Here is a 21,783-nt window from a genome sequence, read left to right as displayed (position 1 = left end):
AGACCGGCTCTTCACAGGTCTGGCCGCCTCCGGCGGCTGGGATGAGCCGGACGACCCGAGGAGACAGAGATGACCGAGAAGATCAACGTCGTGGTGATCGGCGGCGGCTACGCCGGCGTCATCGCCGCCAACCACCTGCGCGTCAACGGCGACGTCGCCGTCACGCTGGTCAACCCCCGGCCGCAGTTCGTCGAGCGCATCCGGCTGCACCAGCTCGTCACCGGATCGGATGACGCGGTCGTCGAGTACGCCGACGTGCTCGGCGCGGACGTCCGGCTGGTGGTCGACTCGGCGCACCGGATCGACGCGCCCGCGCAGCGGGTCGAGTTGGCCTCCGGTGACGCGCTCGACTACGACTACCTGATCTACGCGGTCGGCAGCACGGGCGCATCGCTCACCGTGCCGGGCGCCGCAGAGTTCGCCTACCCCATCTCCGAGTACGAGCACGGCGAAGCGCTGCGCGCGGCGATGGCCGACGTCCGTCCCGGAGCCCCGATCACCGTCGTCGGCGCAGGGCCGACCGGCATCGAGACCGCGGCCGAACTGGGCGAGGAAGGGCATACCGTCACGCTGGTGTGCGGCGGCGTGCTCGGGCCGTATCTGAGTGCACCGGCCCGCAAGTCGGTGGCGCGGCGGATGCGCAAGCTCGGCGTGACCGTCGTCGACGGCCCCGGCGCCACGGTCGACGAGGTTCGCGAGGGCTCGGTCGTTCTCGCCGACGGCCGCGAACTGCCCAGCGCGCTCACCGTCTGGACCGCCGGATTCGGGGTGCCCGACCTGGCCGTGCGCAGCGGGCTCACCACCGACGCGCTGGGCCGGCTCGTCACCGACGAGACGCTGACGAGCGTCGACAGCCCGCGGATCGTGGCGGCGGGAGACGCTGCAGCGCCGTCGAATTCACCGCTGCGGATGAGCTGCCAGGCCGCGATCCCACTCGGCGCGCAGGCCGCCAACACCGTGCTCAGCCGGATCGCGGGCACCGAGCCCGCGGTGGTCAACCAGGCGTTCACCGGCCAGTGCATCAGCCTGGGCCGCAACGCGGGCACCATCCAGATCGCCCACCTGGACGACCGCGTGATGCCCCTCTACATCGGTGGCCGCGCCGCGGCGACGATCAAAGAGGCGGTGTGCAAGGGCACGATCACGTTCCTGTCCCGCGAGGCCCGCAAACCCGGTAGCTACTTCTGGCTGAAGGGCGGCAAGCGGGCGCAACGGCTCGCGGAAGATCCAGAAGTGCCGGTGCGGTGAACGAGCACGCCGAACGGTTCACGCTGCTGCGACCGCTGCTGTTCACGATCGCCTACGAGATCCTGGGCAGCGCAACGGAAGCCGATGACGTGCTGCAGGAGAGCTACCTGCGCTGGGCGGAGGTGGACCTGGCAGGAGTGCAGGACACCAAGGCCTACCTCGCCCAGCTCGTCACCCGCCAAGCCCTCAACGCGCTGCGGGCCCAGACCCGCAGGCGTGAGGACTACATCGGCCCGTGGCTGCCCGAACCACTGCTGGTCGAGAGCAAGGACGCCTCGGCGGACGTGGTGCTCGCCGAATCGGTGTCCATGGCGATGCTCGTGGTGCTCGAAACCCTCACTCCCGACGAGCGCGCGGTCTTCGTGCTGCGCGAGGTGTTCGGGTTCAGTCACGACGAGATCGCCGCTGCCGTGGGCAGATCGGTGGCGTCGGTGCGCCAGATGGCGCACCGCGCCCGCGAAAACGTCCAGTCACGGCGCAAGCGGTTCGAACCGGTGGACCCGCAGACGTCGGCCGAGATCACCATGCGCTTCTTCGCCGCCGCCTCGACCGGTGACGTCGACGGCCTGATGGAGCTGTTGGCGCCCGACGTGGTGTGGACCGCCGACAGTGCGGGCAAGCGCAGCGCGGCGCGCCGCCCGGTCACCGGTGCCGAACGCGTCAGCAAGCTGATCCTCGGACTGCTCCGCGTCGCCGGCGAAGAAGGGCGCCTCGAACCCGCCGTGTACAACAACGCGCCGGCACTGAAGCTGTACCTCGGCGACAGTTTCGAGGGCATCGTCACCGTCGAGGTCGCCGACGGCAAGATCAGCCACTTCTACGCGATGCGCAACCCCGACAAGCTCACCGGCGTCGACATCCCACGGGCGATCAGCCGCTGACCTGTGTCAGGCTTGGCTCGTGCGAATCGAGCGGCTCGGCGGCCTTGGCGACGCGCCCGCGGTGCTGGCCGCCGTGGGCAGGGGCGGTTCCGCGCTCGGGCTCCCACCGCCGGCCGCGCTGCTCGGTGACTGGTTCGGCTCCAGCGCCGTCATCGCACCGTCGGTTCGCATCGCGGCGGTGGAGGTGGCCGAGGTGTTCGACGTCCCGGCCGCCGCCGGGAACGCCGTCGGCGGAGGGTGGTTCGGCTACCTGTCCTACCCCGATCCCGGCGCCGACGGCCTCGGACCGCGCGTCCCCGTCGCGGCGGGCGGATGGTCGGACTGTGTGCTGCGTCGCGACCACGACGCATGCTGGTGGTACGAAAGCCTCAGCGGCGCAGCGCCTGCCGCATGGCTGCTCGAATCCGTCCGGACACCGCCGATGCCGTCGGATTACGAGATCGACTGGGTCGCACCGGATCGCGACACCCATCGCCGCGGCGTGACCGACTGCCTCGCCGCGATCGCCGCGGGCGAGGTCTACCAGGCCTGCGTGTGCACTCAGTTCGTCGGCCGCCTGCGCGGCACCCCGCTGGACTTCTTCGTCGACACTGCGGCGCGCACCACCCCCGCCCGCGCCGCCTACCTCGCCGGCGACTGGGGCGCGGTGGCGTCACTGTCACCGGAACTGTTCCTGCGCCGCCGCGCGACGGCGGTGACGTCGAGCCCGATCAAGGGCACGCTGCCGTCGTGGGCGGATCCGTCTGCGTTACGCGCGTCGGTCAAGGACGTCGCGGAGAACATCATGATCGTCGATCTGGTCCGCAACGACCTCGGCCGCATCGCGGCCACCGGAACGGTGACCGTGCCCGAGCTGCTGGCGGTGCGACCCGCACCCGGCGTGTGGCATCTGGTGTCGACGGTCACCGCGGAGGTCCCGGTCGACGTCCCGATGGCAGAGGTGCTCGCCGCCACGTTCCCACCGGCGTCGGTCACCGGCACCCCGAAGGGCAGGGCACGCGGCCTGCTTCGGACATGGGAGCCGAACCGACGCGGAATCTACTGCGGCACAATCGGTCTCGCCTCACCTGCTGCGGGGTGCGAACTGAACGTGGCGATCCGGACCGTGGAGTTCGCCGCCAGCGGATCCGCGGTGCTCGGCGTCGGCGGCGGCATCACCGCCGACTCCGATCCGGACCGCGAATGGGAGGAGTGCCTGCACAAGGCCGCGCCCGTCGTCGGGGCCGCCTCGCCGTTTCCGCAGGGCGACCGAGTTGTGGTAGTCAACCCGGTATGAGTGAACCGACCGACAAGCCCGCCGACGTCGGCCCGATGCCGCTTCCCGCGCTGACCGACTTCCCGTCCGATCAGCCCGTCGTGATGGTGAACCTGCTCAAGTTCGCTGAACCCGACGGGCTCGCGAGCTATCAGCGCTACGGCGCCGCGGTGATGCCGTTCCTCGAGCGGGTCGGCGCGTCGATCGTCTACGGCGGCACCTCCCCGGCCTTCGTCATCGGCGAGGAGGGCAGCCCGTGGTGGGACGTCATCCTCGTCGTCGAATACCCGACCCCGTCGGCGTTCCTCGAGATGGTCACCAGCGAGGAGTACAACGCCATCCACGTGCACCGGGCGCAGGCGCTCGAACGCGCCGAGCTGATCGCGACCTCGCACTGGCCGCTCACCGCGTCCTAGGCGCGCGAGCGCAGCACGGCGTCGTAGAGGTCGCGTTTCGACGGCGCGCCGGGGGTGGCGGCGACCACCTCGGCGCACGCGTCCTTGACCCGCGCGCCCGCGGCGACGCGGTCCTCGACGTCGGCGACGAGGGAGTCCAGATCGGCGTTGGGTACCGCGCCCGCCAGCACGACGGTGATCTCCCCCAGCACCCCGTCGGCCGCCCAGTCGGCGAGTTCGGCCAGCGTACCGCGTTTGACCTCCTCGTGGGTCTTGGTCAGCTCGCGGCAGACCACGACCCTGCGGTCACCGCCCAGCGCGTCGGCGGCGTCGCGCAGGGTGTCGGGCAGCCGCCGGGGTGACTCGAAGAACACGCAGGTGCGCTGCTCGGTGGTCAGCGCCTGGAACCACGCCAGCCGGGCAGCGTGCTTGCGCGGCGGGAACCCCTCGAAGCAGAACCGGTCCGACGGCAGACCGGACACCGCCAGCGCCGTCGTCACCGCCGAGGGGCCCGGCAGGCAGCTGACCGGCAGGCCGGCCTCCACGCACGCGGTGACCAGGCGGTAGCCCGGATCGTTGATCAGCGGCATACCGGCGTCGCTGACCACCAGCACCGTCGCGCCGGACTTGATCGCCTCGACCAGCGCCGGCACCCGGGATGCCTCGTTCTGGTCGAACAGGCTCAGCACCCGGCCCGCGGGCCGCACCTCCAGTGACTGCGCCAGCTGGCGCACCCGGCGGGTGTCCTCCGCGGCCACGATGTCGGCGCGCGCCAGAGCCGCCACCAGCCGTTTCGAGGCGTCGCCGGGCTGGCCGAGCGGGGTGGCGCCGAGCAGCAGACGTCCGGCGGTCATGGCCACAGCCTACGATCTGAAGGCGTGACCGCCCCCGCCACCGAAGCACCGCGCGCGGTCCCCGTCATCAGCCCGGCCCCGCTGGTACCGGTCGCCGACTTCGGACCCGTCGACCGGTTGCAGGGCTGGGCGATGACCGCCGTCATCACCGCGCTCGCCGCGATCACCCGGTTCCTCAACCTCGGCTCGCCCACCGACGCCGGCACCCCGATCTTCGACGAGAAGCACTACGCGCCGCAGGCCTGGCAGGTGCTGCACAACCACGGCGTCGAGGACAACCCCGGCTACGGGCTGGTGGTGCATCCGCCGGTCGGCAAACAGCTGATCGCGATCGGTGAGGCGCTGTTCGGCTACAACGGGCTGGGCTGGCGGTTCTCCGGCGCGGTGTGCGGGGTGGTGCTGGTCCTGCTGGTGGCGCGGATCGCGCGGCGGATCAGCCGGTCGACGGCGGTCGGCGGGATCGCCGGGCTGCTGCTGATCGCCGACGGCGTGTCGTTCGTGACCTCGCGGACGGCGCTGCTCGACGGCTTTCTCACGGTGTTCGTGGTCGCGGCGTTCGGCGCGCTGATGGTCGACCGCGACCAGGTCCGCGAACGCATGCACGTCGCGCTGCTCGAGGGCCGCATCGCGGAGACGCCGTGGGGGCCGCGGCTCGGCGTGCGGTGGTGGCGGTTCGGCGCGGGCGTGCTGCTCGGGCTGGCCTGCGCGACGAAGTGGTCGGGACTGTACTTCGTGGTGTTCTTCGGCGTGATGACGCTGGCGCTCGACATCGCGGCCCGCCGCCAGTACCGGGTGACGCGGCCGTGGGTGGGGGTGCTGCGGCGCGACCTCGGACCTGCGGTCTACGCGCTGGGGCTGATCCCGTTCGCGGTGTACCTCGCGTCGTACACGCCGTGGTTCGCCTCCGAGACGGGGGTGAACCGGCATGAGGCGGGACAGTCCATCGGCGAGGACAGCGCGTGGCCGATCCCCGATGCGGTGCGCTCACTGTGGCACTACACCTACGCGGCCTACCGGTTCCACTCCGGCCTGACGAACTCCGACGGCAACCACCACCCGTGGGAGTCGAAGCCGTGGACGTGGCCGATGTCGCTGCGGCCCGTGCTCTACGCGATCGACAACCAGGACGTGCCGGGCTGCGGCGCGCAGTCGTGCGTGAAGGCGGTGATGCTGGTCGGTACGCCGGCGATGTGGTTCATCGCGGTGCCAATGCTGGGCTGGGCGGTGTGGCGGACCTTCGTGCGGCGCGACTGGCGATACGCGGTGGTGCTGACCGGTTATGCGGCGGGTTTCCTGCCGTGGTTCGCCGACATCGACCGGCAGATGTATTTCTTCTACGCGGCCGTGATGGCGCCCTTCCTGATCATGGCTATCGCGTTGATCCTCGGCGACATCCTGCACGCGCCGCGGCAGAACGCCGAGCGACGAACGCTGGGGCTGATGGTGGTCGCCGGCTATGTGGCGCTGGTGATCACGAACTTCGCGTGGCTCTTCCCGATCCTGACCGGCATTCCGATCAGCCAGTCGACGTGGAACATGCAGATCTGGCTGCCGAGCTGGCGCTAGCCTTTGGGGCGCTTCTGTTCGAGACGTTGCGCTTGCGTTCGAGAGTTTGCGCTGAGGGTCGCGAATCGGCGGTTATCCACAGCCGCGGGCGCAATGTCTCGGCGCAGCACCGGATCTGTCGGCCGTTCCCGACAGCATCGAGCCCATGTCGGAGGTGGTCGTCGGCGGTGAGCTCCTGGCGAGCGGAGCGCTCACCCGCGGTCAGCTGCGGTGGAACTACCGCCGACTCTTCCCAGGTGTCTACGCGCCCAAGGAGTCGTCGCCGACGCTGCGGCTGAGAGTCGCCGGCGCCTGGCTCTGGTCGGGCAGGAACGGCGTGGTCACCGGTCGTGCCGCCGCGGCCATACACGGCGCACTGTGGGTCGGCGCGACGACGCCGGTCGAAATGCTGTGGCAGTGCGGGCGACCTCCGGAGGGGATCATCGTCCGCAACGAACGGGTCCACGACGACGAATTGCTGGAAGTCGGCGGTCTTCTCGTGACGACGCCCCGTCGGACCGCCTTCGACCTTGCGCGGCACCTGCCCCGCGATTCGGCGGTCGCCCACCTCGACGCGTTGGCCCGAGCCACGGGCGTCACGACAGCGCAGGTGTCGGCGCTCGCCGAGCGGTATCCGCGGGCGCGCGGGCTCCCCCGTGCGCGCGTCGCACTCGACCTGATGGACGGCGGTGCACAGTCGCCACGGGAAACCGATCTCCGCCTCACTTTGATCGACGCGGGACTCCCCCGTCCGCGCACGCAGATCCGGGTGAGTGACGGATACCGCGAGGCGTTCATCGACATGGGCTACGACGAAGCCAAGGTCGGCTTGGACTACGAGGGCTCACATCACAGCACCGACCGCGGCCAATACGTTCACGACATCGGACGAACGGAACTCATCGACAACCAGGGTTGGATCGACATCAAGGTGGTCAAGGAGCACAGCCGAGCCTTCGTCATCCACCGGGTTCGCGAGGCGTTCACGCGGCGGGGATGGGCACCCCAGACATTGCGCTGAGGGTCGTGACATACGGCCCGACCACAACCCTGAGTGCAATCTTCGCGAGAGCCATCGCGAAGGCCGAGCCCGGGGCGGCTACAGCGGGTCGCGGGCGGCGGGACACGACATGCAGCGCGGCCCACCTCGACCGGTGCCGAGCTCCGATGCGGCGATCGGCAACACCTCGATGCCCGAATCGATAAGCCGCGCATTGGTTTCGGTGTTGCGCTCGTAGGCGGCCACCACCCCGGGAGCCAGCGCGAGGGTGTTGTTCCCGTCGTCCCACTGTTCGCGTTCGGCGGTCACCGGATCCAGCCCCGTGTCGATCACCCGCAACCTGTCGATCCCCATCGCGTCGGCGGCAGCCGTCACGAACGGCGCCGCATCGTCGATCCGCACCCCACCGTCGCCGTTGCGGCGGATCATGAACGCCGACAGCGTGTCCACCACGTTCGGGTACATCACGACGGCGTCCACGTCGACCATCGTGCAGACCGTGTCCAGGTGCATCTGCGCCCGCTCCTGGGCGATGGGCACCGCCAGCACCGTGTGGGCCAGATCGTCGTCGAACAGGCTGCGCGCCAACGCCTCCGCGCCAGCAGGAGTCGTCCGCTCCCCCACCCCGACCGCGACGACGCCCGGAGCGAGCAGTAGCACGTCACCGCCTTCGACCGGGGCCGACCGCGATTCGTACGCCCGCCGCACACCCAGGAAGCGCGGATGGTGGGCGTAGATCAGATCGGTCAGCGACGTCTCCCTCGACCGGGCGGGCAGCGCCAGCGACGTGATGGCCACCCGCGGACCGATCCAGAACGACGAGTCCCGGGTGAACAGCAGGTTCGGCAGCGGGTCGATCACGAAGTCCCCGCCGTGGTGCATCCGCCGCACCAGCGACAGCTCGCTCGCCGCGAACGGCAACTCGTTGAACGTCATCCCCGCCACCAGCACGTGCGCCAACTGCGCGGCGTCGAGGGTGCGCAGGTAGGCCGAGAGTTCCTGTGCGAGAGGAATTCCCAACCGACGGGGATCGACGGCGGCGGCGATGCCGTGCATCCGCGCCGCCCCGCTGGAGAGCGCCTCGGTCAGCAGCTCCGCCAGCAGCAGCACCTCGACACCGCGCGAGCGCAGCAGTTCGGCGAACGCGTCGTGCTCGTCCTGCGCGCGCGACACCCACGGCAGCCCGTCGAACAGCAGCGCGTCGTTGTTGCGCGGCGTCAACCGCTGCAGTTCCGCGCCGGGGCGGTGCAGGATGACGGCCCGCAGCGTGCCGACCTCGGAATCGCAGCCCAATGTCACATCTAGCACCGTAGCGCCATCGCCTCCGGGCGGAGACCTCAAGTATGGTTCGGGTCATGGACGGCCACGAGCTGACTCCCAGCGAGATGGCGGCCCGTAGCGGGGTCGCGGTGTCGGCGCTGCACTTCTACGAACGCGAAGGACTCATCACCAGCAGGCGCACCGCGGGCAACCAGCGCCGGTACCCGCGCGAGACCCTGCGGCGCGTCGCGTTCATCCGCATGTCCCAGCGCCTCGGGATCCCGCTGGCCCGCATCCGCGAGGCGCTGGCCACCCTGCCGACCGACCGCGTGCCGACGAGCAAGGACTGGGCGAAGCTCTCCGCCAGCTGGCGGGAGGATCTCGACGAGCGGATCCTGCACCTGCAGCGATTGCGCGACAACCTCGCGGGCTGCATCGGCTGCGGCTGCCTGAGCCTCAAGACGTGCGCGCTCGCCAACCCGGGCGACGTCCTCGCCGGCACCGGACCCGGTCCCGCTCGCCTCTGACCCGTCGAACGCCTGTGCGATACACTCGGCGACATGGAGCTGGCTCTACAGGGCTCGCTTTTCGAGCACGCAGACCGCCGCATACTCGGTAACGGCGCCTGGCTCGACGTGCGGTCGGGCTGGCTCACCGACGCCGACACCCTCTTCGACGAACTACGCGAGGTCATCCCGTGGCGCGCCGAGCGCAGGCAGATGTACGACCGGGTACTCGACGTGCCGCGGCTGCTCAGCTTCCACAACCTGGTCGACGGCGAGGCGCCCCATCCGCGGCTCAAACAGATGCGGCGCCGCCTCAACGACACCTACGGCGGCGAACTCGGTGAACCGTTCACCACGGCCGGTCTGTGCCTCTACCGCGACGGCAACGACAGCGTCGCCTGGCACGGCGACAACATCGGCCGCAGCAGCACCGAGGACACGATGGTCGCGATCGTCGGCCTGGGCGCCACCCGGGTCTTCGCGCTGCGCCCGCGCGGCGGCGGCCCGTCCCTGCGCATCCAGCACCACCACGGCGACCTGCTGGTGATGGGCGGATCCTGCCAGCGCACCTGGGAACACGCGATCCCGAAGACGTCGCGGCCCACCGGCCCCCGGATCAGCATCCAGTTCCGGCCGCACAACGTCCGCTGAAAGCCGGTCAGCCCCGCACGGCGGCGACCGCGTCGACCAGCAGCTGACGGGCCCGCTCGGTGTTCACCGGCGCGACCGGCTTGTTCGGGATCACCAACGGGTTCGCCGTCACGATCACCATGTACGGCCCGAACCGCGCGGTGTAGTTGTACAACTCGCCGGTTCGCGGTGCGCCCGCGACCACGGTCTGCAGGACGCGATGGGTGGCGGCGGTCTGCACGCCATCGATCTGCGGTGCCTCCACCACCTCGACCAGCCCTCGCAGCGCGGCGCCACCGAATTCGACCTTCTTGCAGGCATCGCCCGGTTCGGGGACCGGAACAGGTTCGTTGGTCTCGACGGCCAGGGCGATGAACCGGTTGCCCTCACCCTCGGCGGTCGCCGCGGCCATGTTGCCCTTCAGATCCGCCTCGGGCAGCTGACCTTCGGCGAACGCCGCGCACTCGGGCGGGCGAAAGGTCAAGCCGGGCGGCATCTTCTGCGGTTGCAGCAGTTTGGGGTCGATACCCGTCGGCGCGATGTCGCGGTACTGGAACTCGTTGCCGAACGTCGACTTGACCTGCGAGACGCGGGCGATGTCCGCCTCGGGCTCGTTCGGTTCGGTCGCCGCAGTGGAGCCGCATCCGGCCAGCACACCGGCGCATGCGACGGCCGCCATCACTCGTGGGTGGAACATCGCCGCCAATGTACCGGGCAGCCGACACTCAACTGCGCAACGCGGCCACCGTCCGGGTCAACAGATCTGCGGCGAACTCGGCACCGAGCGGCGGGTGCGGCGAGCCGGGATCGGTGACGACGGTGACGTACACGATGTTGACCCCCTCGTTGGCGACGAAAGTCTGTGCGTGCGAGCGTGTCTCCGTGCCACCCTCGACGACGGTGAGCGTGTCGGCGACCATGCCGGAGACGACGACCCCGCTCACCTCGGGCGGATCGGCTAGGCGGACGGTGCCGGTCGTGGGGCCGGCCACCATGGTCCACGTGCCGCATTCGGCCAGCAGGGTGGGGTCGGCAGGCGCCGCACCGGCCGCCGCCACCGCGAAGACGATTCCGCCGGGGCCTGACGCCGACCAGCCTCGGACGCTCGCCGGATCAGCCGGCGGGTCTGCCAGCGCGCCGCACTGCGGCGGATCCGCCGACCAGTCCGGCCCATACCCCCACTGCGCCACCGGCGCGATGCGCCCGCTCACGTCGGCGACCTCGTAGTCCGACGGGAGTTCGTAGCGCGCGCGGTTCATACGGGACGGATCGATGGGGCCTGCTGCCGCGGTCGGCGGCGGGGCGGGCGCCGGCGGCGGCGGTTGACCGCAAGAGGCCACGCTCAGGGCGGCGGCCACACCGGCCGCGAAGCGGCGCACGTCGCGTTGATATCACAACGCGCGCCCGGCGTCGGTCAGGCGGCGTCCGGGTCGCTTCGCGTCTCGGACTGCGGTTCTCCGCCCTCGGCTCCCGCGGGCTCCTGCGCCTCATCGTTGCGCCCGGTGACCCGGTCGATGATGGTCTTGAGCGGACGGCGCCGCTCAGCGGGAGCCTCCGAGGAGGTGTCGCGGCGCGGCGGCACCAGGTTGCGGAGGATGCCCGTTCGTGGGCGGTCGACGATGGGCGCCTTCGGAGCCGGTGGCTCGTCGGAGTCGTGCTCGGCGACAATCGGTTCGGGTTCGATCGGCGCCGCAGCCGCCGCGTCCTTCGGCGCGGTCCGCGCCGTCGGCGCGGGCTCCGGCGCCGGCAACGGCGCACCGAGTTCTTCACCGCCCACGCCGTACGGGCTGGTCACCGGGGTCGTGCCGAGGGGCCGGAAGTCGGTGTCCCCGGCCGCTTCCGCCGCGGCGTCGTCGAGACCGGTCGGGATCGCGATCACCAGGTTGGTGACGCCGGTGATCGGATTGATGATCGGGATGAGGCCGGCACGCGTCGGGGTGCCGACGTGGTCGGGGTCGCGGTCGTAACCGAATTCGACGATGACGCGCAGCGGTGCGTCCAGCGCCGTCAGGATCGGCGACGGCACTCCGAGTTGCTCGAGCGGCATCAGCAGCGGCAGGCGCTCGGTGGGGATCATGTAGTAGGTGGTGTCGCCCACGGTCCCCTGCGTCAGCGGGGTACCGACACCCTCGCTCCAGTAGTCGCCGTGCAGGTAGTAGATGCCGAGCAGCGCGTTGGCCGTGGCCACAATGTTCAGCGGATAGGCCGGGAAGTCGGCCCAACCGTCGTACTGGCGCGCGACGTCGATCGTCGTGAACTGGCTGTCCGTCGGCGTCGACCCGTTGAAGGTGACGTCGAGCATCGGGATGTAGAGACCCTCGAACCGCTGCATGACGCCGCCGTTGGGTCGGTTCGGGTTGGCGAGCAAGACGAACGAGACGTCGGGTGCGGTATCCGAATCGCCGTACTGCTCGATCAGCCTGCGCTTCTCGAGGGTCGCGATCACCGCACTCTGGGAGTAGCCGTAGACCACGAACGGAGGAGCGGGGTTCATGACCGGCTCGCCCGACTCGGCTCGCGCCACGCACGACGGGCCCTGGATGCAGTTGTCGAGGTTGGCGACGCCCGCGTCCACCGAGTCGTCGAACGTCATGGTGCCGAAGATGGGGCCGAACTCCTCGGGCGTGTGCACCGCGACAGCCTGGTAGTCGTCGGGGTCGGTGGACCCACCGACGCCGCTCGGCGCGACGTACACCCGGACCGCGTCGTCGAGGTAGTCGGAGACGAACGCGGGATCGTCGGCGTAGTCACCCTGGGCGTCGATCAGCGGATGTTGTGTCCCGCCCATCGCCAGCACCGTGGCTGCGGCGAGCAACTGCGCCGCCGAGCCGAGCGTCACCGACCATCCGATTGCCAGAACTCCGAACACCGCGCCGATGACCATTGCCAGCGAACGCGCAGAACTGCGAACCATTGAACTCCCCCAGGAATTGACAGCAAGCCGGCCAACCCCGAGCCCACTTCCCCCTCAAGGAGCTGCGCAGCGTGCCACATGCAGTTTGACAGTCGACCTGAGAAAATCACAGGAAGTGTTGTCGTCTGCAAGCAATCCATTCCGAAAGCAACGACAGGACCGGCTCTCACCAGCGTCAGCAATGAGCTGACGGATCAAAACTGACCTTTGCCGTCGGCTAGTCGGCGCGTGATACCGCCGAGGCCTCCGCGACCTGCTCCGGTGTCGGCCGCACGCCGGTGTATCGCTCGAATTGTTCGGCTGCCTGTAGCGCGACGACCTCGGCTCCGGTGATCACCGGTATCCCGGCTTCTCGCGCGGCGCGGATCAGCGGTGTCTCGGCGGGTGTCGCCACGACGTCGAATACGGTGTGCGCCTTGGCGATCGCGTCGGTTCCGAACGCCTGTTGCCCTTGCTCCGGACCGCCCGCCATCCCGATGGGCGTGACGTTGACGAGCACCGCGGCCGTCGGTGACCCCACCTCGGGGGCGTACTCGTAGCCGAGCCGGTCGGCCAGTTCGCGCCCGGTTGCGCCGTTGCGCGCCACCACCGTCCCGGCACCGAAACCCCGATCGCGGAACGCGGCGCCGACGGCCGACGCCATCCCGCCGCTGCCCCGGATCAACACGGGAGCGGCAGGATCGAGCGCGTACTGGTCGATCAGGCGCTGCACGGCCAGGTAGTCGGTGTTGGAGGCGGTGAGGTGTCCGCCGTCGTTGACGATCGTGTTGACCGCGTCGATCACCCGCGCCGACGGTTCGACCTCGTCGACCAGGGCGAGCACGTCCCGTTTGAACGGCATCGACACCGAGCATCCGCGGATGCCCAGCGCCCGCACCCCGCCGATGGCCGCGGCGATGTCGGTGGTGGTGAACGCCTTGTAGAGGAAGTCCAGCCCGAGCACCTCATAGAGGTGGTTGTGGAAACGCGTGCCGATGTTGCTGGGGCGTCCGGCCAGGGAGATGCACAGCCGGGTGTCCTTGTTCAGGGGCGGACGGCCCATCAGCCGACGGCCCGGATGACCTGCCGGGTGACGTCGCGGATCCGGGCGGTCAACTCCGGCGGGAACGGCAACGTGGCCGGGTCGGGGACGTCGACGACGGTGGTGACCACCCCGAGGTCCTCGCGGTGCCAGCGTGCCCCGAACCGGTCGAGGATCCGGCGCATCGCATAGTTGTCGGTCAGCACGCGGGCGGTGAAGCGGCGCACGCCGTCATAGCTCGCCGCGACGACGAGCGCGTCCATCAGGAGCGTGCCGATGCCGCGACCCTGGTAGTCGTCCCCCACGACGAAAGCGACTTCGGCGGTGGTGGGGTCGTCTTCGTCGCGGACGAACCGGGCGTCGGCGACCACGGGACCGTCGGCACCGTCGGTCAACACCCAGACGAAATGATCGGCGTAGTCCACCTCGAAGAGATACGCCATCAGCCGCGGCGTGGGCTTACGGGCGGATTGGAACCGCCGGTAGAGCGTCTCGCTGGAGAACTCGACCGGGCCGTTGATGGTGCGTTCGTTGTCGCCGGGGAGTACGGGGCGCAGGTAGAGCACGGTCCCGTCACGCACCGTGATCGGGATCGGCGCGATGAACGCCGCCAACCGCTGGCGGGCCAGGCGGACGAGCTTGTCCATCATGCCCGGGCACTCCACCATGGTGGCGAACGCTTCGTGGGCACCGACCCAGCCGGTCACCTCGTCGAGTGCGATCACGGTCGCGGTGCGCGGGGTCTCCCGCATCAGAGCGATCTCACCGACGACCATGCCGTGGTGAACGTCGACGACGGCATGCAAGCCTTCGGCGCCGGTGTGGCTGACCTGGACGCGTCCAGACCCGATGATCAGGAACGACTCCGAGTGCTCGCCCTGCCTCATGAGGATCTCGCCGGGCGCCGCGGTGAACGGCCGCAACTGTGCCGCCAACGGCTCCAGACTTCCGGTGGAGCAGCCGGCGAAGAAGTCCAACGCCGCGAGCTCATCTGCACGGGCGGTCGTCACACCGGCCACGCTCCCGAGGCTACGGGCCGCGCGACGGACCCGGCAAGAAAAGTCGGGGACGCGTCGATGACGTCTTCACCACAACGAAAAGCGCCCGGTGTCCGTCGTAACGGAACCGGGCGCTTGTTCGCGTGGTCGGGACGCGGCTAGGCCTCGATCACCAATCCCAGATCGGCGCGCCGGGGCCGCCGAAGGGACCGAAGTCGATGTAGGTGCCGATGCCGCCGGTGATGGACGGAACCGCACGCAGCGAGTCCTTGGACTCCCCGCCGGACGGGGCGAGGGGTGCGCCGATGTCGGCGGCACGAACCTCGGAGGGGCCTGCGTTCACGACGCCGGGATCGGCGACGCGAATGCCCTCTTCGGCAACCGGGAACGCGGACGGTGCCGCGGGGTCACCCTCGATGTCCTCGACGTCGGCACCGGCAGTACCGGCTCCGAACGCCAAGAAGGCTCCCGTGACGGCGAGCGCACCAAATCCCATAATCCCCAGCTTCTTCGTTTTGCGGACGAGGGCTTCGGCGTGTTCGGCCATCTGCCTCCCCTTTCTCTGCGGGATCACATCCCGATCGTTGACGTCAGCGCGCCAAGGCAGATTATCAGGGCGGATCAACCCCCGCACCCGCACGGGAGTACCAGATCCTGTGAATTCTCGCGACCAGATTCGAGCATCGGATCGATCTCGATACGCGGGCCGCCGAAGCGGCCTGTGAAGTGGAGCTAAGGGGAATCGAACCCCTGACCTACTCGATGCGAACGAGTCGCGCTACCAACTGCGCCATAGCCCCTGATACCGGAACGAAAGGCTACCAGCCGTCGCGCACCGGTTGAAACCGAGCTACTGCCCGGCCGCTCTGGGCAGGTCGAAGTGCCGCGCGAACGCCACCTCGTCGAGGTGTTCGAAGATCGGATCCTCGTCGTCGATGTCGAGTACCGCAGCGCCCGGCCGGCGCAACCGGGCGGGCACCACGTCGAGCTCCGGATCGTCGGTGTTCTCCACGCCGAGCCGAGAACGGCGGATGCGTTGCGCGCGCCTGCGGCGCAGCTGCTCCTCGATGCGCGTCTGCCTGCGCAGGTAGCCGAGGTAGAGAACGGTGACCACGCCGACCGCACCGCACAGCCACCACGCCCACGGGGCGACGAGGTACGCCAGGACGGCCGAGGCGAGCAGCGCCACCGCCATCGAGGTCACCATCCGCTTGCGGAACTGGAACTTGCGGGCGCTGACCGCGGCGGCGGTCTTCGACTCGTGGCGCCGCCTGCGCGCCGCGCTGATCGAGTCGACGGCCTGTTCGCTCTCCGACGCCTCGAGCCCGGAGGAGTCCGGCACGTACTCGTATTCGTCCTCCGTGCCGTCCCCCGCGCCGTCCTCAGCACGTTCATCGGCGACGTCGTCGTCCGCTTCGTCGTCGTCCGCTTCGTCGTCGTAATCGTCTGCGGCGACGGCAGTTTCGAGATCGTCCTCGGGCTCGGCTTCCACCGGGGGCTCGTCGTGGAACTCCGGCTCGGGCTCGGCGCCGGGGGGCTCATCGGCGACGGCGCTCAGCGGCAGCGCACCGGTGTCCTCTTCGACGATGTCGACGTCGAGGTAGTCCGGCTCGGCGTGACGCTGCGGCGCGGCCGCGAGGACCACCGCGCGCTGCTGCTCGTCGCACTCGTCGTGCTCGTCGTCGAGTTCGTCCAGCTCGTCGGAGGACGGACGCCAGTCCGGGTCGGAATGGTGGCCGGCCGCCGGACCGGATCGGCGGAGCAGTCGAGCACTCTGACCCGAGTTGAGCACCCGGGTGGACAGTGCGACATCGCTCGTGCGTCGCACGGCATCTCGCTTGCTCACCAGCATGGGCACCAGCACGAAGAGCCAGAGCACCACGAGCGAGATCCACAGCAGAGATTGGGGGATGCTTGGCATGCGCCTGCTCCTTTCCCCTACAGGCTAGGTCGGTTGACCAGCGCACCTGGGGGCGACGCGCCGAGACAATTACACACCTGTAATTCGCCGGAGACAAGCACCACGAGTAACACGTGTCACATCAGTAACAGCGGGTCAGGCCCATTCCGCCCGACCGGCCCGCACCAGCGCGGACGACGCCGACCCACTGAGCTCCTCGACGGTGATCGCGACGAGCAGGTGGTCACGCCACGCGCCGTCGACCTCGAGGTACCGTTTGAGCAGGCCTTCCTCGCGGAACCCGACCTTTGCCAGCACCCGTCGACTCGGCGCGTTCTCTGGCCGCACGGTCGCCTCGACGCGGTGCAGCATCACCGGCCCGAAGCAGTGGTCCACACCGAGCGCCAGCGCCGCCGTGGCCACGCCGCCACCGATCCGCTCGCTGGCCACCCAGTAACCGATCCACGCCGAGCGCAGCGCACCGTGCGTGACGTTGCCGATGGTCAGCTGCCCGGCGAACTGCCCGTCCAGCTCGATGACGTAGGGCAGCATCCGCCCTTTGCGGGCCTCTGACCGGAGCGTCGAGCACACCGACGGCCATGACGAGAAAGCATGTCGCAGAGGCCATTCCACACCGGTGACCGGCTCCCACGGTTCCAGGTGGTCGCGGTCGGCCAGCCGGATGCGGCTCCACTGTGCGGCGTCGCGCAGTCGGATCGGGCGCAGCCGCACCGTACCGGCGGGCACCCGCAACGGGCCCACCGGCATCGGCCATCCGGGGTGCAGAGAACTCGACCGCAGCAGGCTCACCTCGACTCTGGTCAGCCGCGCTGCGCCAGGAAGGCCACGTCCACGGTTTCACCGGTACGGACCTCGTCGACGTCGGTCGGCACGATCACCAGACAGTTTGCCTCGGCCAGGGTGGCGAGCAGATGCGACGACGCCCCCGGGGCGCCGCCGAGTGCCTGCACGAGGTACTCGCCGGTGTCCTGATCGCGCATCAGCTGACCTCGAAGATAGCCCTTGCGGCCGGACACGGAGGTGATCGGCGAAAGCGCGCGAGCCGAGACCACGCGGCGCATCGGCGCGCGTTTGCCGAGCGACAGGCGGATCAGCGGCCGCACCATCACCTCGAACACCACCAGCGCGCTGACCGGATTGGCCGGCAGCAGGAACACCGGCACCCCGTCGCGGCCGAGCTGGCCGAACCCCTGAACGGAGCCGGGGTGCATGGCGATGCGCGAGACCTCCATCTCCCCGAGTTCGGACAGCACCGCGCGCACCGACTCCGCGGCGGCACCGCCGACCGCGCCGGCGATGACGACGATCTCGGCCCGGTTGAGCTGTCCCTCGACGACCTCGCGCAGCCGGGCGGGGTCGGTGTCGACGATGCCGACCCGGTTCACCTCGGCGCCGGCATCGCGCCCCGCGGCCGCGAGCGCGTACGAGTTCACGTCGTAGACCTGGCCGTTACCCGGCGTCCGCGAGATGTCGACCAACTCCCCGCCGACGCTCATCACCGACAGCCGCGGTCGCGGATGTACCAGCACCCGCTCCCGGCCGACCGCCGCCAGCAGACCGACCTGGGCAGCACCGATGATCGTGCCCGCCCGCACCGCGACGTCGCCGGGCTGGACATCGTCACCGGCGCGCCGCACATAGGCACCCGAACGCACGCCACGCAGCACCCGGACACGGTTCGCGCCGCCGTCGGTCCACCGCAGGGGCAACACCGCGTCGGCCAACGTGGGCATCGGGGCGCCGGTCTGGACGCGCGCGGCCTGCCGGGGCTGCAGCCGGCTCGGCGTCCGGGCACCCGCCTCGATCGAGGCCATCACCGGCAGGCTGACATCGCGACCGTCGTGATCGTCGGCGCCCGCGCCTCCGCCGACACCCAGGACGTCGACACTGCGCACCGCGTAACCGTCGATGGCGGCCTGATCGAATCCCGGCATCGGCCGCTCGGTCACGACCTCTTCGGCGCACATCAGACCCTGCGCTTCGGCGATGGCAACCCGTACCGGCCGCGGGGCCACCGCTGCGGCCGCTATCCGAGCCTGCTGCTCCTCAACCGAACGCACAACACGCCTTTCTCCACCTCAGTCGGGCCTGTCGCGCGGATTCAGTTCTCGGCCAGGCCCAATCGCTCGACCAACCACTGCCGCAGCTCGGGGCCGTAGTCGTCGCGTTCCAACGCAAAGTCAACCGCAGCCTTGAGGTAGCCGCCGGGATTTCCCAGGTCGTGTCGGGTGCCCCGGTGCACCACCACGTGGACCGGATGACCCTCCTCGATCAGCAGCGCTATCGCGTCGGTCAGCTGGATCTCGTTGCCCGCACCGCGCTTCACCCGTCGCAGTGCATCGAAGATCGCACGGTCGAGAACATAGCGGCCCGCGGCCGCGTACGGTGACGGCGCATCCTCGGCCTTGGGTTTCTCCACCATGCCCTTGACGCGCATGACGTCGGGGTTGGCGGCGTCCGGCACCGGTTCGACGTCGAAGACGCCGTAGGCGCTGATCTTCTCGGTCGGCACCTCGATCGCGCACAACACCGAGCCGCCGCGCTTGGCGCGGACCTTCGACATCGTCTCCAGCACACCGGTCGGCAGGACGAGATCGTCGGGAAGCAGCACAGCGAGCGCATCCTCGTCGTCCGACAGCGATGATTCGACGCAGCTGACGGCGTGCCCGAGGCCGAGCGGTTCGGCCTGCACCACCGATTCCACCTTGATCAGGGCGGGCGCGCGGCGGACCTTCTCGAGCATGGTCTTCTTGCCGCGGGCCTCGAGCGTGCCCTCGAGCACCAGGTCCTCGACGAAGTGGGCGACCACACCGTCCTTGCCCTCGGAGGTGATGATGACGAGGCGCTCGGCGCCCGCCTCGGCGGCTTCGGCGGCCACCAGCTCGATACCGGGGGTGTCGACCACCGGCAGCAATTCCTTGGGCACCGTCTTGGTGGCGGGCAGGAAACGTGTGCCCAGGCCTGCGGCGGGCACGACGGCGGTACGTGGAATGGGTACTTCTGGCCGGCTCATCGCTCACAGATTAACCGTTACGGGCTGGTTGAACCCGTTCTGGCCGCACGTTGATCGCCGAATCGGGGATGTCATCGTGAATACGTGACATCGCCGACCAAAGCCGAGTTGCGCGCCCGACTGTCGAGCGCGCGCCGCAAAGTCACCCCCGAAGCACGGGAACGGGAAGCGGCAGCGCTCGCCGGCCACCTTGCTGGATTCGCACCGGCTGGTCGAACAGTGTGCGCGTACGTGCCGGTGGGCTCCGAACCCGGATCGCTCGTTCTGCTCGATGAGCTCCTCGCGCTCGGAGCCCGGGTGCTGCTCCCGGTCGCGCAGCACGACGACGCGGACGCTCCGCTCCCGCTGCGGTGGGGCGAATATCGCCCGGGACATCTCGTGGCGGCTCGGTTCGGTCTGCGCGAACCTGCGCCGCCGTGGCTGGCGCCCGACGCGGTGGCCGAGGCCGCCGTCGTCCTGGTGCCGGCGCTCGCGGTGGACCGCACCGGGGTGCGGCTGGGGCGGGGAGCCGGGTTCTACGACCGCTCCCTCGGATCGGCCGACCCGGACGCGCTCCTGATCGCAGTGGTGCGGGACGACGAACTGGTCGAGCGGCTCCCGTCCGAACCTCATGACGTGCGGATGACGCATGCGCTCACACCCGGGCTCGGACTGGTGGCTTTGCAGGAATGACCAAGGCCGCGTAGCGGTTCTAGCACTTGAGCCGGTAGAGTGCTAAGAAGTTTGACGACCTCGGAGGTTTTCGTGCCTACCTATTCCTATGCGTGCACCGAATGCGGCAATCGGTTCGATGCCGTGCAGGCGTTCAGCGACGATGCGCTGACCGAATGCCCGAAGTGCAGCGGACGGCTGCGCAAACTCTTCGGCAAGGTGGGCGTGGTGTTCAAGGGCAGCGGTTTCTACCGCACCGACAGCCGCGAAGCCGCCAAGTCCACCAGCGGCGGCGGTTCGGCCAAGAGCTCCTCGGATTCGTCGAGCTCCTCGGAGAAGTCGACCGCGAGCGCGTCGAGCGATTCCGGTTCGAGTTCGTCGTCGACCAGTTCGGCGCCCGCCGCGGCTGCCTCCAGCTGACGGCGTAGTTATCCACAGGCCCGCGGCGAACCCGCGCGGGTCCACCCCATAGCTGCTTAGCGTGGCGGCATGGGGGAATCTGTCGAACCGACACCACTGGCGCGGCTGAGCAGGTTGCGGCCCGACTGGAGCCGCACGGTGCCGGCGCGCCGCGTCGCCGCGGCGGCCCTCGTGGTGCTGGCCGCGGTCGCGGCAGTCCGGTCGGATCCCGACGGCGACCAGGTCGACGTCGTCGTCGCCGCCAGCGATCTCACCCCCGGCGCGGAACTCGCCGAAACCCATATCCGTCTCGAGCGTCGCCCCGTGGCCACCGTCCCCGACGGCGCAGCGACCGACCCGGCCGACGTCGTCGGCGCGACCGTGGCGGGTCCGGCCCGCCGCGGCGAGGTCCTCACCGACGTGCGGTTGCTCGGACCGCGGATCGCCGAGGCGGCCGCGGGCCCCGACGCCCGCATCGTGTCACTCCAGCTCGCCGACGGCGCACTGGTCGACCTGGTGCGCACCGGCGACGTCGTCGACGTCCTCGCGGCACCGGCCGGCGACACCGGAATCCAAGCGCGGCCTCGAGTGATCGCCACCCGCGCGGTCGTGGTGCTGGTGTCGGAGAAGCGGCAGGGACCCGGCGCCGCGGGTGAGCGCGCCGTGCTGGTGGCGCTGCCGGCGCAGGCGGCCAATGAGGTGGCCGGCGCCTCGCTCACCCAGGCCGTCACGCTGACCTTCCACTGAGGGACCGCCCCGCCTAACGTGGCGCACTATCAGCCGTCCACCCACGGAAGAAGGGCTTTCCATGCTGAAAGGGTTCAAGGATTTCCTCGCCCGCGGCAACATCGTCGACCTGTCGACCGCGGTCGTCATCGGCACCGCGTTCACCGGCCTGGTCACCAGCTTCACCAACAGCGTCATCGAACCGCTGATCAGCCGGATCGGCGCGGGCGGTGAGGCGGACTACGGAATCCTGCGCATCAACATCGGCGGCGGTCAAACCATCGACCTCAACGTGCTGCTGTCGGCGATGATCAACTTCCTGCTGGTCGCCGCGGTGGTGTACTTCCTCATCGTGCTGCCGTACAAGAAGTTGCGGGAACGCGGCCAGGTCGAACAGGCGCAGGACACCGAGTTGAGCCTGCTCACCGAGATCCGCAACCTGCTGGCCGAGACCAACGGCTCGAGGCCGCAGGTCACCGGGCCGGGCACCGGGCCCACCCCCGACACGGCGGAGACCACCAGCGCCGACAAGCACTGAAAGGCGATCGGCCCCCGGACGGATCCGG

At 69.8% G+C, this 21,783-nt stretch carries 24 protein-coding genes and 1 tRNA gene; 12 read left to right on the top strand and 13 right to left on the bottom strand.

The window, feature by feature from the left end; translation table 11 throughout:
* Window positions 1-69 precede the first annotated feature (69 nt).
* Genes G6N30_RS26755 through G6N30_RS26740 form a run of 4 tightly spaced genes read left to right on the top strand, consistent with a single transcriptional unit; the run spans window position 70 to window position 3,800 of the window.
* Complete coding sequence (locus G6N30_RS26755; RefSeq protein WP_134055798.1) at window positions 70-1,248, top strand: NAD(P)/FAD-dependent oxidoreductase; 1,179 nt, start codon at window positions 70-72, stop codon at window positions 1,246-1,248.
* Window positions 1,245-2,129: an RNA polymerase sigma-70 factor gene (locus G6N30_RS26750; RefSeq protein ID WP_134055800.1), complete on the top strand. Its 885-nt coding sequence runs from the start codon at window positions 1,245-1,247 to the stop codon at window positions 2,127-2,129. The genes G6N30_RS26755 and G6N30_RS26750 overlap by 4 nt, the downstream gene beginning before the upstream one ends.
* Window positions 2,130-2,148: 19 nt before the next feature.
* Window positions 2,149-3,405: an aminodeoxychorismate synthase component I gene (locus G6N30_RS26745; RefSeq protein WP_134055802.1), complete on the top strand. Its 1,257-nt coding sequence runs from the start codon at window positions 2,149-2,151 to the stop codon at window positions 3,403-3,405.
* Entirely contained in the window at window positions 3,402-3,800 is a 399-nt protein-coding gene (locus G6N30_RS26740) for a DUF1330 domain-containing protein (protein ID WP_234880205.1), read from the top strand. The genes G6N30_RS26745 and G6N30_RS26740 overlap by 4 nt, the downstream gene beginning before the upstream one ends.
* Here the strand turns inward: G6N30_RS26740 and rsmI are convergent.
* Window positions 3,797-4,633, bottom strand: a complete 837-nt coding sequence (gene rsmI, locus G6N30_RS26735) for a 16S rRNA (cytidine(1402)-2'-O)-methyltransferase (RefSeq protein ID WP_134055804.1) — start codon at window positions 4,631-4,633, stop codon at window positions 3,797-3,799. The two genes, G6N30_RS26740 and rsmI, sit on opposite strands and share 4 nt — an antisense overlap.
* Before the next feature lie 24 nt (window positions 4,634-4,657).
* On the opposite strand from rsmI, the gene G6N30_RS26730 reads away from it, so the two are divergent.
* Entirely contained in the window at window positions 4,658-6,199 is a 1,542-nt protein-coding gene (locus G6N30_RS26730; protein WP_134055806.1) for a dolichyl-phosphate-mannose--protein mannosyltransferase, read from the top strand.
* Between the two features lie 145 nt (window positions 6,200-6,344).
* Window positions 6,345-7,199: a type IV toxin-antitoxin system AbiEi family antitoxin gene (locus tag G6N30_RS26725; RefSeq protein ID WP_134055808.1), complete on the top strand. Its 855-nt coding sequence runs from the start codon at window positions 6,345-6,347 to the stop codon at window positions 7,197-7,199.
* 78 nt (window positions 7,200-7,277) lie between these two features.
* On the opposite strand, the gene arcA is transcribed toward G6N30_RS26725, so the two are convergent.
* Window positions 7,278-8,486 (bottom strand): arginine deiminase, encoded by a 1,209-nt coding sequence (gene arcA, locus G6N30_RS26720; RefSeq protein ID WP_134055810.1) that lies wholly within the window; start codon window positions 8,484-8,486, stop codon window positions 7,278-7,280.
* Window positions 8,487-8,533: 47 nt separating this feature from the next.
* On the opposite strand from arcA, the gene soxR reads away from it, so the two are divergent.
* Both soxR and G6N30_RS26710 read left to right on the top strand, forming a co-directional pair.
* Entirely contained in the window at window positions 8,534-8,965 is a 432-nt protein-coding gene (soxR, locus tag G6N30_RS26715) for a redox-sensitive transcriptional activator SoxR (RefSeq protein WP_134055812.1), read from the top strand.
* A gap of 33 nt (window positions 8,966-8,998) precedes the next feature.
* Window positions 8,999-9,595: an alpha-ketoglutarate-dependent dioxygenase AlkB gene (locus G6N30_RS26710; protein ID WP_134055814.1), complete on the top strand. Its 597-nt coding sequence runs from the start codon at window positions 8,999-9,001 to the stop codon at window positions 9,593-9,595.
* A 7-nt stretch (window positions 9,596-9,602) separates the two neighbouring features.
* On the opposite strand, the gene G6N30_RS26705 is transcribed toward G6N30_RS26710, so the two are convergent.
* The 11 genes from G6N30_RS26705 to G6N30_RS26655 form a co-directional block, all read right to left on the bottom strand.
* Window positions 9,603-10,271, bottom strand: coding sequence for a DUF5642 family protein (locus tag G6N30_RS26705; protein WP_134055816.1), 669 nt, complete (start codon window positions 10,269-10,271; stop codon window positions 9,603-9,605).
* Between the two features lie 28 nt (window positions 10,272-10,299).
* Window positions 10,300-10,953 (bottom strand): DUF5642 family protein, encoded by a 654-nt coding sequence (locus tag G6N30_RS26700; RefSeq protein WP_134055818.1) that lies wholly within the window; start codon window positions 10,951-10,953, stop codon window positions 10,300-10,302.
* A gap of 35 nt (window positions 10,954-10,988) precedes the next feature.
* On the bottom strand, window positions 10,989-12,488 hold the full coding sequence (locus tag G6N30_RS26695; RefSeq protein ID WP_134055820.1) for a PE-PPE domain-containing protein: 1,500 nt from the start codon (window positions 12,486-12,488) through the stop codon (window positions 10,989-10,991).
* Between the two features lie 217 nt (window positions 12,489-12,705).
* Window positions 12,706-13,530 (bottom strand): shikimate 5-dehydrogenase, encoded by an 825-nt coding sequence (locus tag G6N30_RS26690; protein ID WP_134055822.1) that lies wholly within the window; start codon window positions 13,528-13,530, stop codon window positions 12,706-12,708.
* On the bottom strand, window positions 13,530-14,528 hold the full coding sequence (locus tag G6N30_RS26685; protein WP_134055824.1) for an acetyltransferase Pat: 999 nt from the start codon (window positions 14,526-14,528) through the stop codon (window positions 13,530-13,532). Before G6N30_RS26685 ends, G6N30_RS26690 begins: the two co-directional genes overlap by 1 nt.
* 148 nt (window positions 14,529-14,676) lie before the next feature.
* Window positions 14,677-15,054: a hypothetical protein gene (locus G6N30_RS26680; protein WP_134055826.1), complete on the bottom strand. Its 378-nt coding sequence runs from the start codon at window positions 15,052-15,054 to the stop codon at window positions 14,677-14,679.
* A gap of 180 nt (window positions 15,055-15,234) precedes the next feature.
* Window positions 15,235-15,307 (bottom strand) — tRNA-Ala (locus tag G6N30_RS26675).
* Between the two features lie 50 nt (window positions 15,308-15,357).
* Window positions 15,358-16,428 (bottom strand): divisome protein SepX/GlpR, encoded by a 1,071-nt coding sequence (sepX, locus tag G6N30_RS26670; protein ID WP_134055828.1) that lies wholly within the window; start codon window positions 16,426-16,428, stop codon window positions 15,358-15,360.
* A gap of 135 nt (window positions 16,429-16,563) precedes the next feature.
* Entirely contained in the window at window positions 16,564-17,217 is a 654-nt protein-coding gene (locus tag G6N30_RS26665) for a GNAT family N-acetyltransferase (protein WP_134055830.1), read from the bottom strand.
* Window positions 17,218-17,228: 11 nt separating this feature from the next.
* The gene (gene glp / locus G6N30_RS26660; RefSeq protein WP_134055832.1) at window positions 17,229-18,488 is read right to left on the bottom strand and encodes a molybdotransferase-like divisome protein Glp; all 1,260 of its coding nucleotides are present in this window, start codon (window positions 18,486-18,488) and stop codon (window positions 17,229-17,231) included.
* Between the two features lie 41 nt (window positions 18,489-18,529).
* The gene (locus G6N30_RS26655; protein WP_134055834.1) at window positions 18,530-19,441 is read right to left on the bottom strand and encodes a UTP--glucose-1-phosphate uridylyltransferase; all 912 of its coding nucleotides are present in this window, start codon (window positions 19,439-19,441) and stop codon (window positions 18,530-18,532) included.
* Window positions 19,442-19,525: 84 nt separating this feature from the next.
* Here G6N30_RS26655 and G6N30_RS26650 point away from each other — a divergent pair, with 84 nt between their 5' ends.
* The 4 genes from G6N30_RS26650 to mscL all read left to right on the top strand — a co-directional run bounded on the left by G6N30_RS26650 (window position 19,526) and on the right by mscL (window position 21,755).
* Complete coding sequence (locus G6N30_RS26650; protein ID WP_134055837.1) at window positions 19,526-20,113, top strand: 5-formyltetrahydrofolate cyclo-ligase; 588 nt, start codon at window positions 19,526-19,528, stop codon at window positions 20,111-20,113.
* A gap of 72 nt (window positions 20,114-20,185) precedes the next feature.
* Window positions 20,186-20,512: an FmdB family zinc ribbon protein gene (locus G6N30_RS26645; RefSeq protein ID WP_134055839.1), complete on the top strand. Its 327-nt coding sequence runs from the start codon at window positions 20,186-20,188 to the stop codon at window positions 20,510-20,512.
* A gap of 69 nt (window positions 20,513-20,581) precedes the next feature.
* A complete protein-coding gene (locus G6N30_RS26640; RefSeq protein ID WP_134055841.1) occupies window positions 20,582-21,238 on the top strand; it encodes an SAF domain-containing protein in 657 nt (218 codons plus the stop codon).
* A gap of 61 nt (window positions 21,239-21,299) precedes the next feature.
* Window positions 21,300-21,755, top strand: a complete 456-nt coding sequence (gene mscL / locus G6N30_RS26635) for a large-conductance mechanosensitive channel protein MscL (protein ID WP_134055843.1) — start codon at window positions 21,300-21,302, stop codon at window positions 21,753-21,755.
* Window positions 21,756-21,783 lie beyond the last annotated feature (28 nt).

Origin of the sequence: Mycolicibacterium litorale, from assembly GCF_010731695.1 — a bacterium.
GTDB classification, from domain to species: Bacteria; Actinomycetota; Actinomycetes; order Mycobacteriales; family Mycobacteriaceae; genus Mycobacterium; species Mycobacterium litorale.
This window is presented reverse-complemented; position numbering and strand designations above follow the sequence as displayed.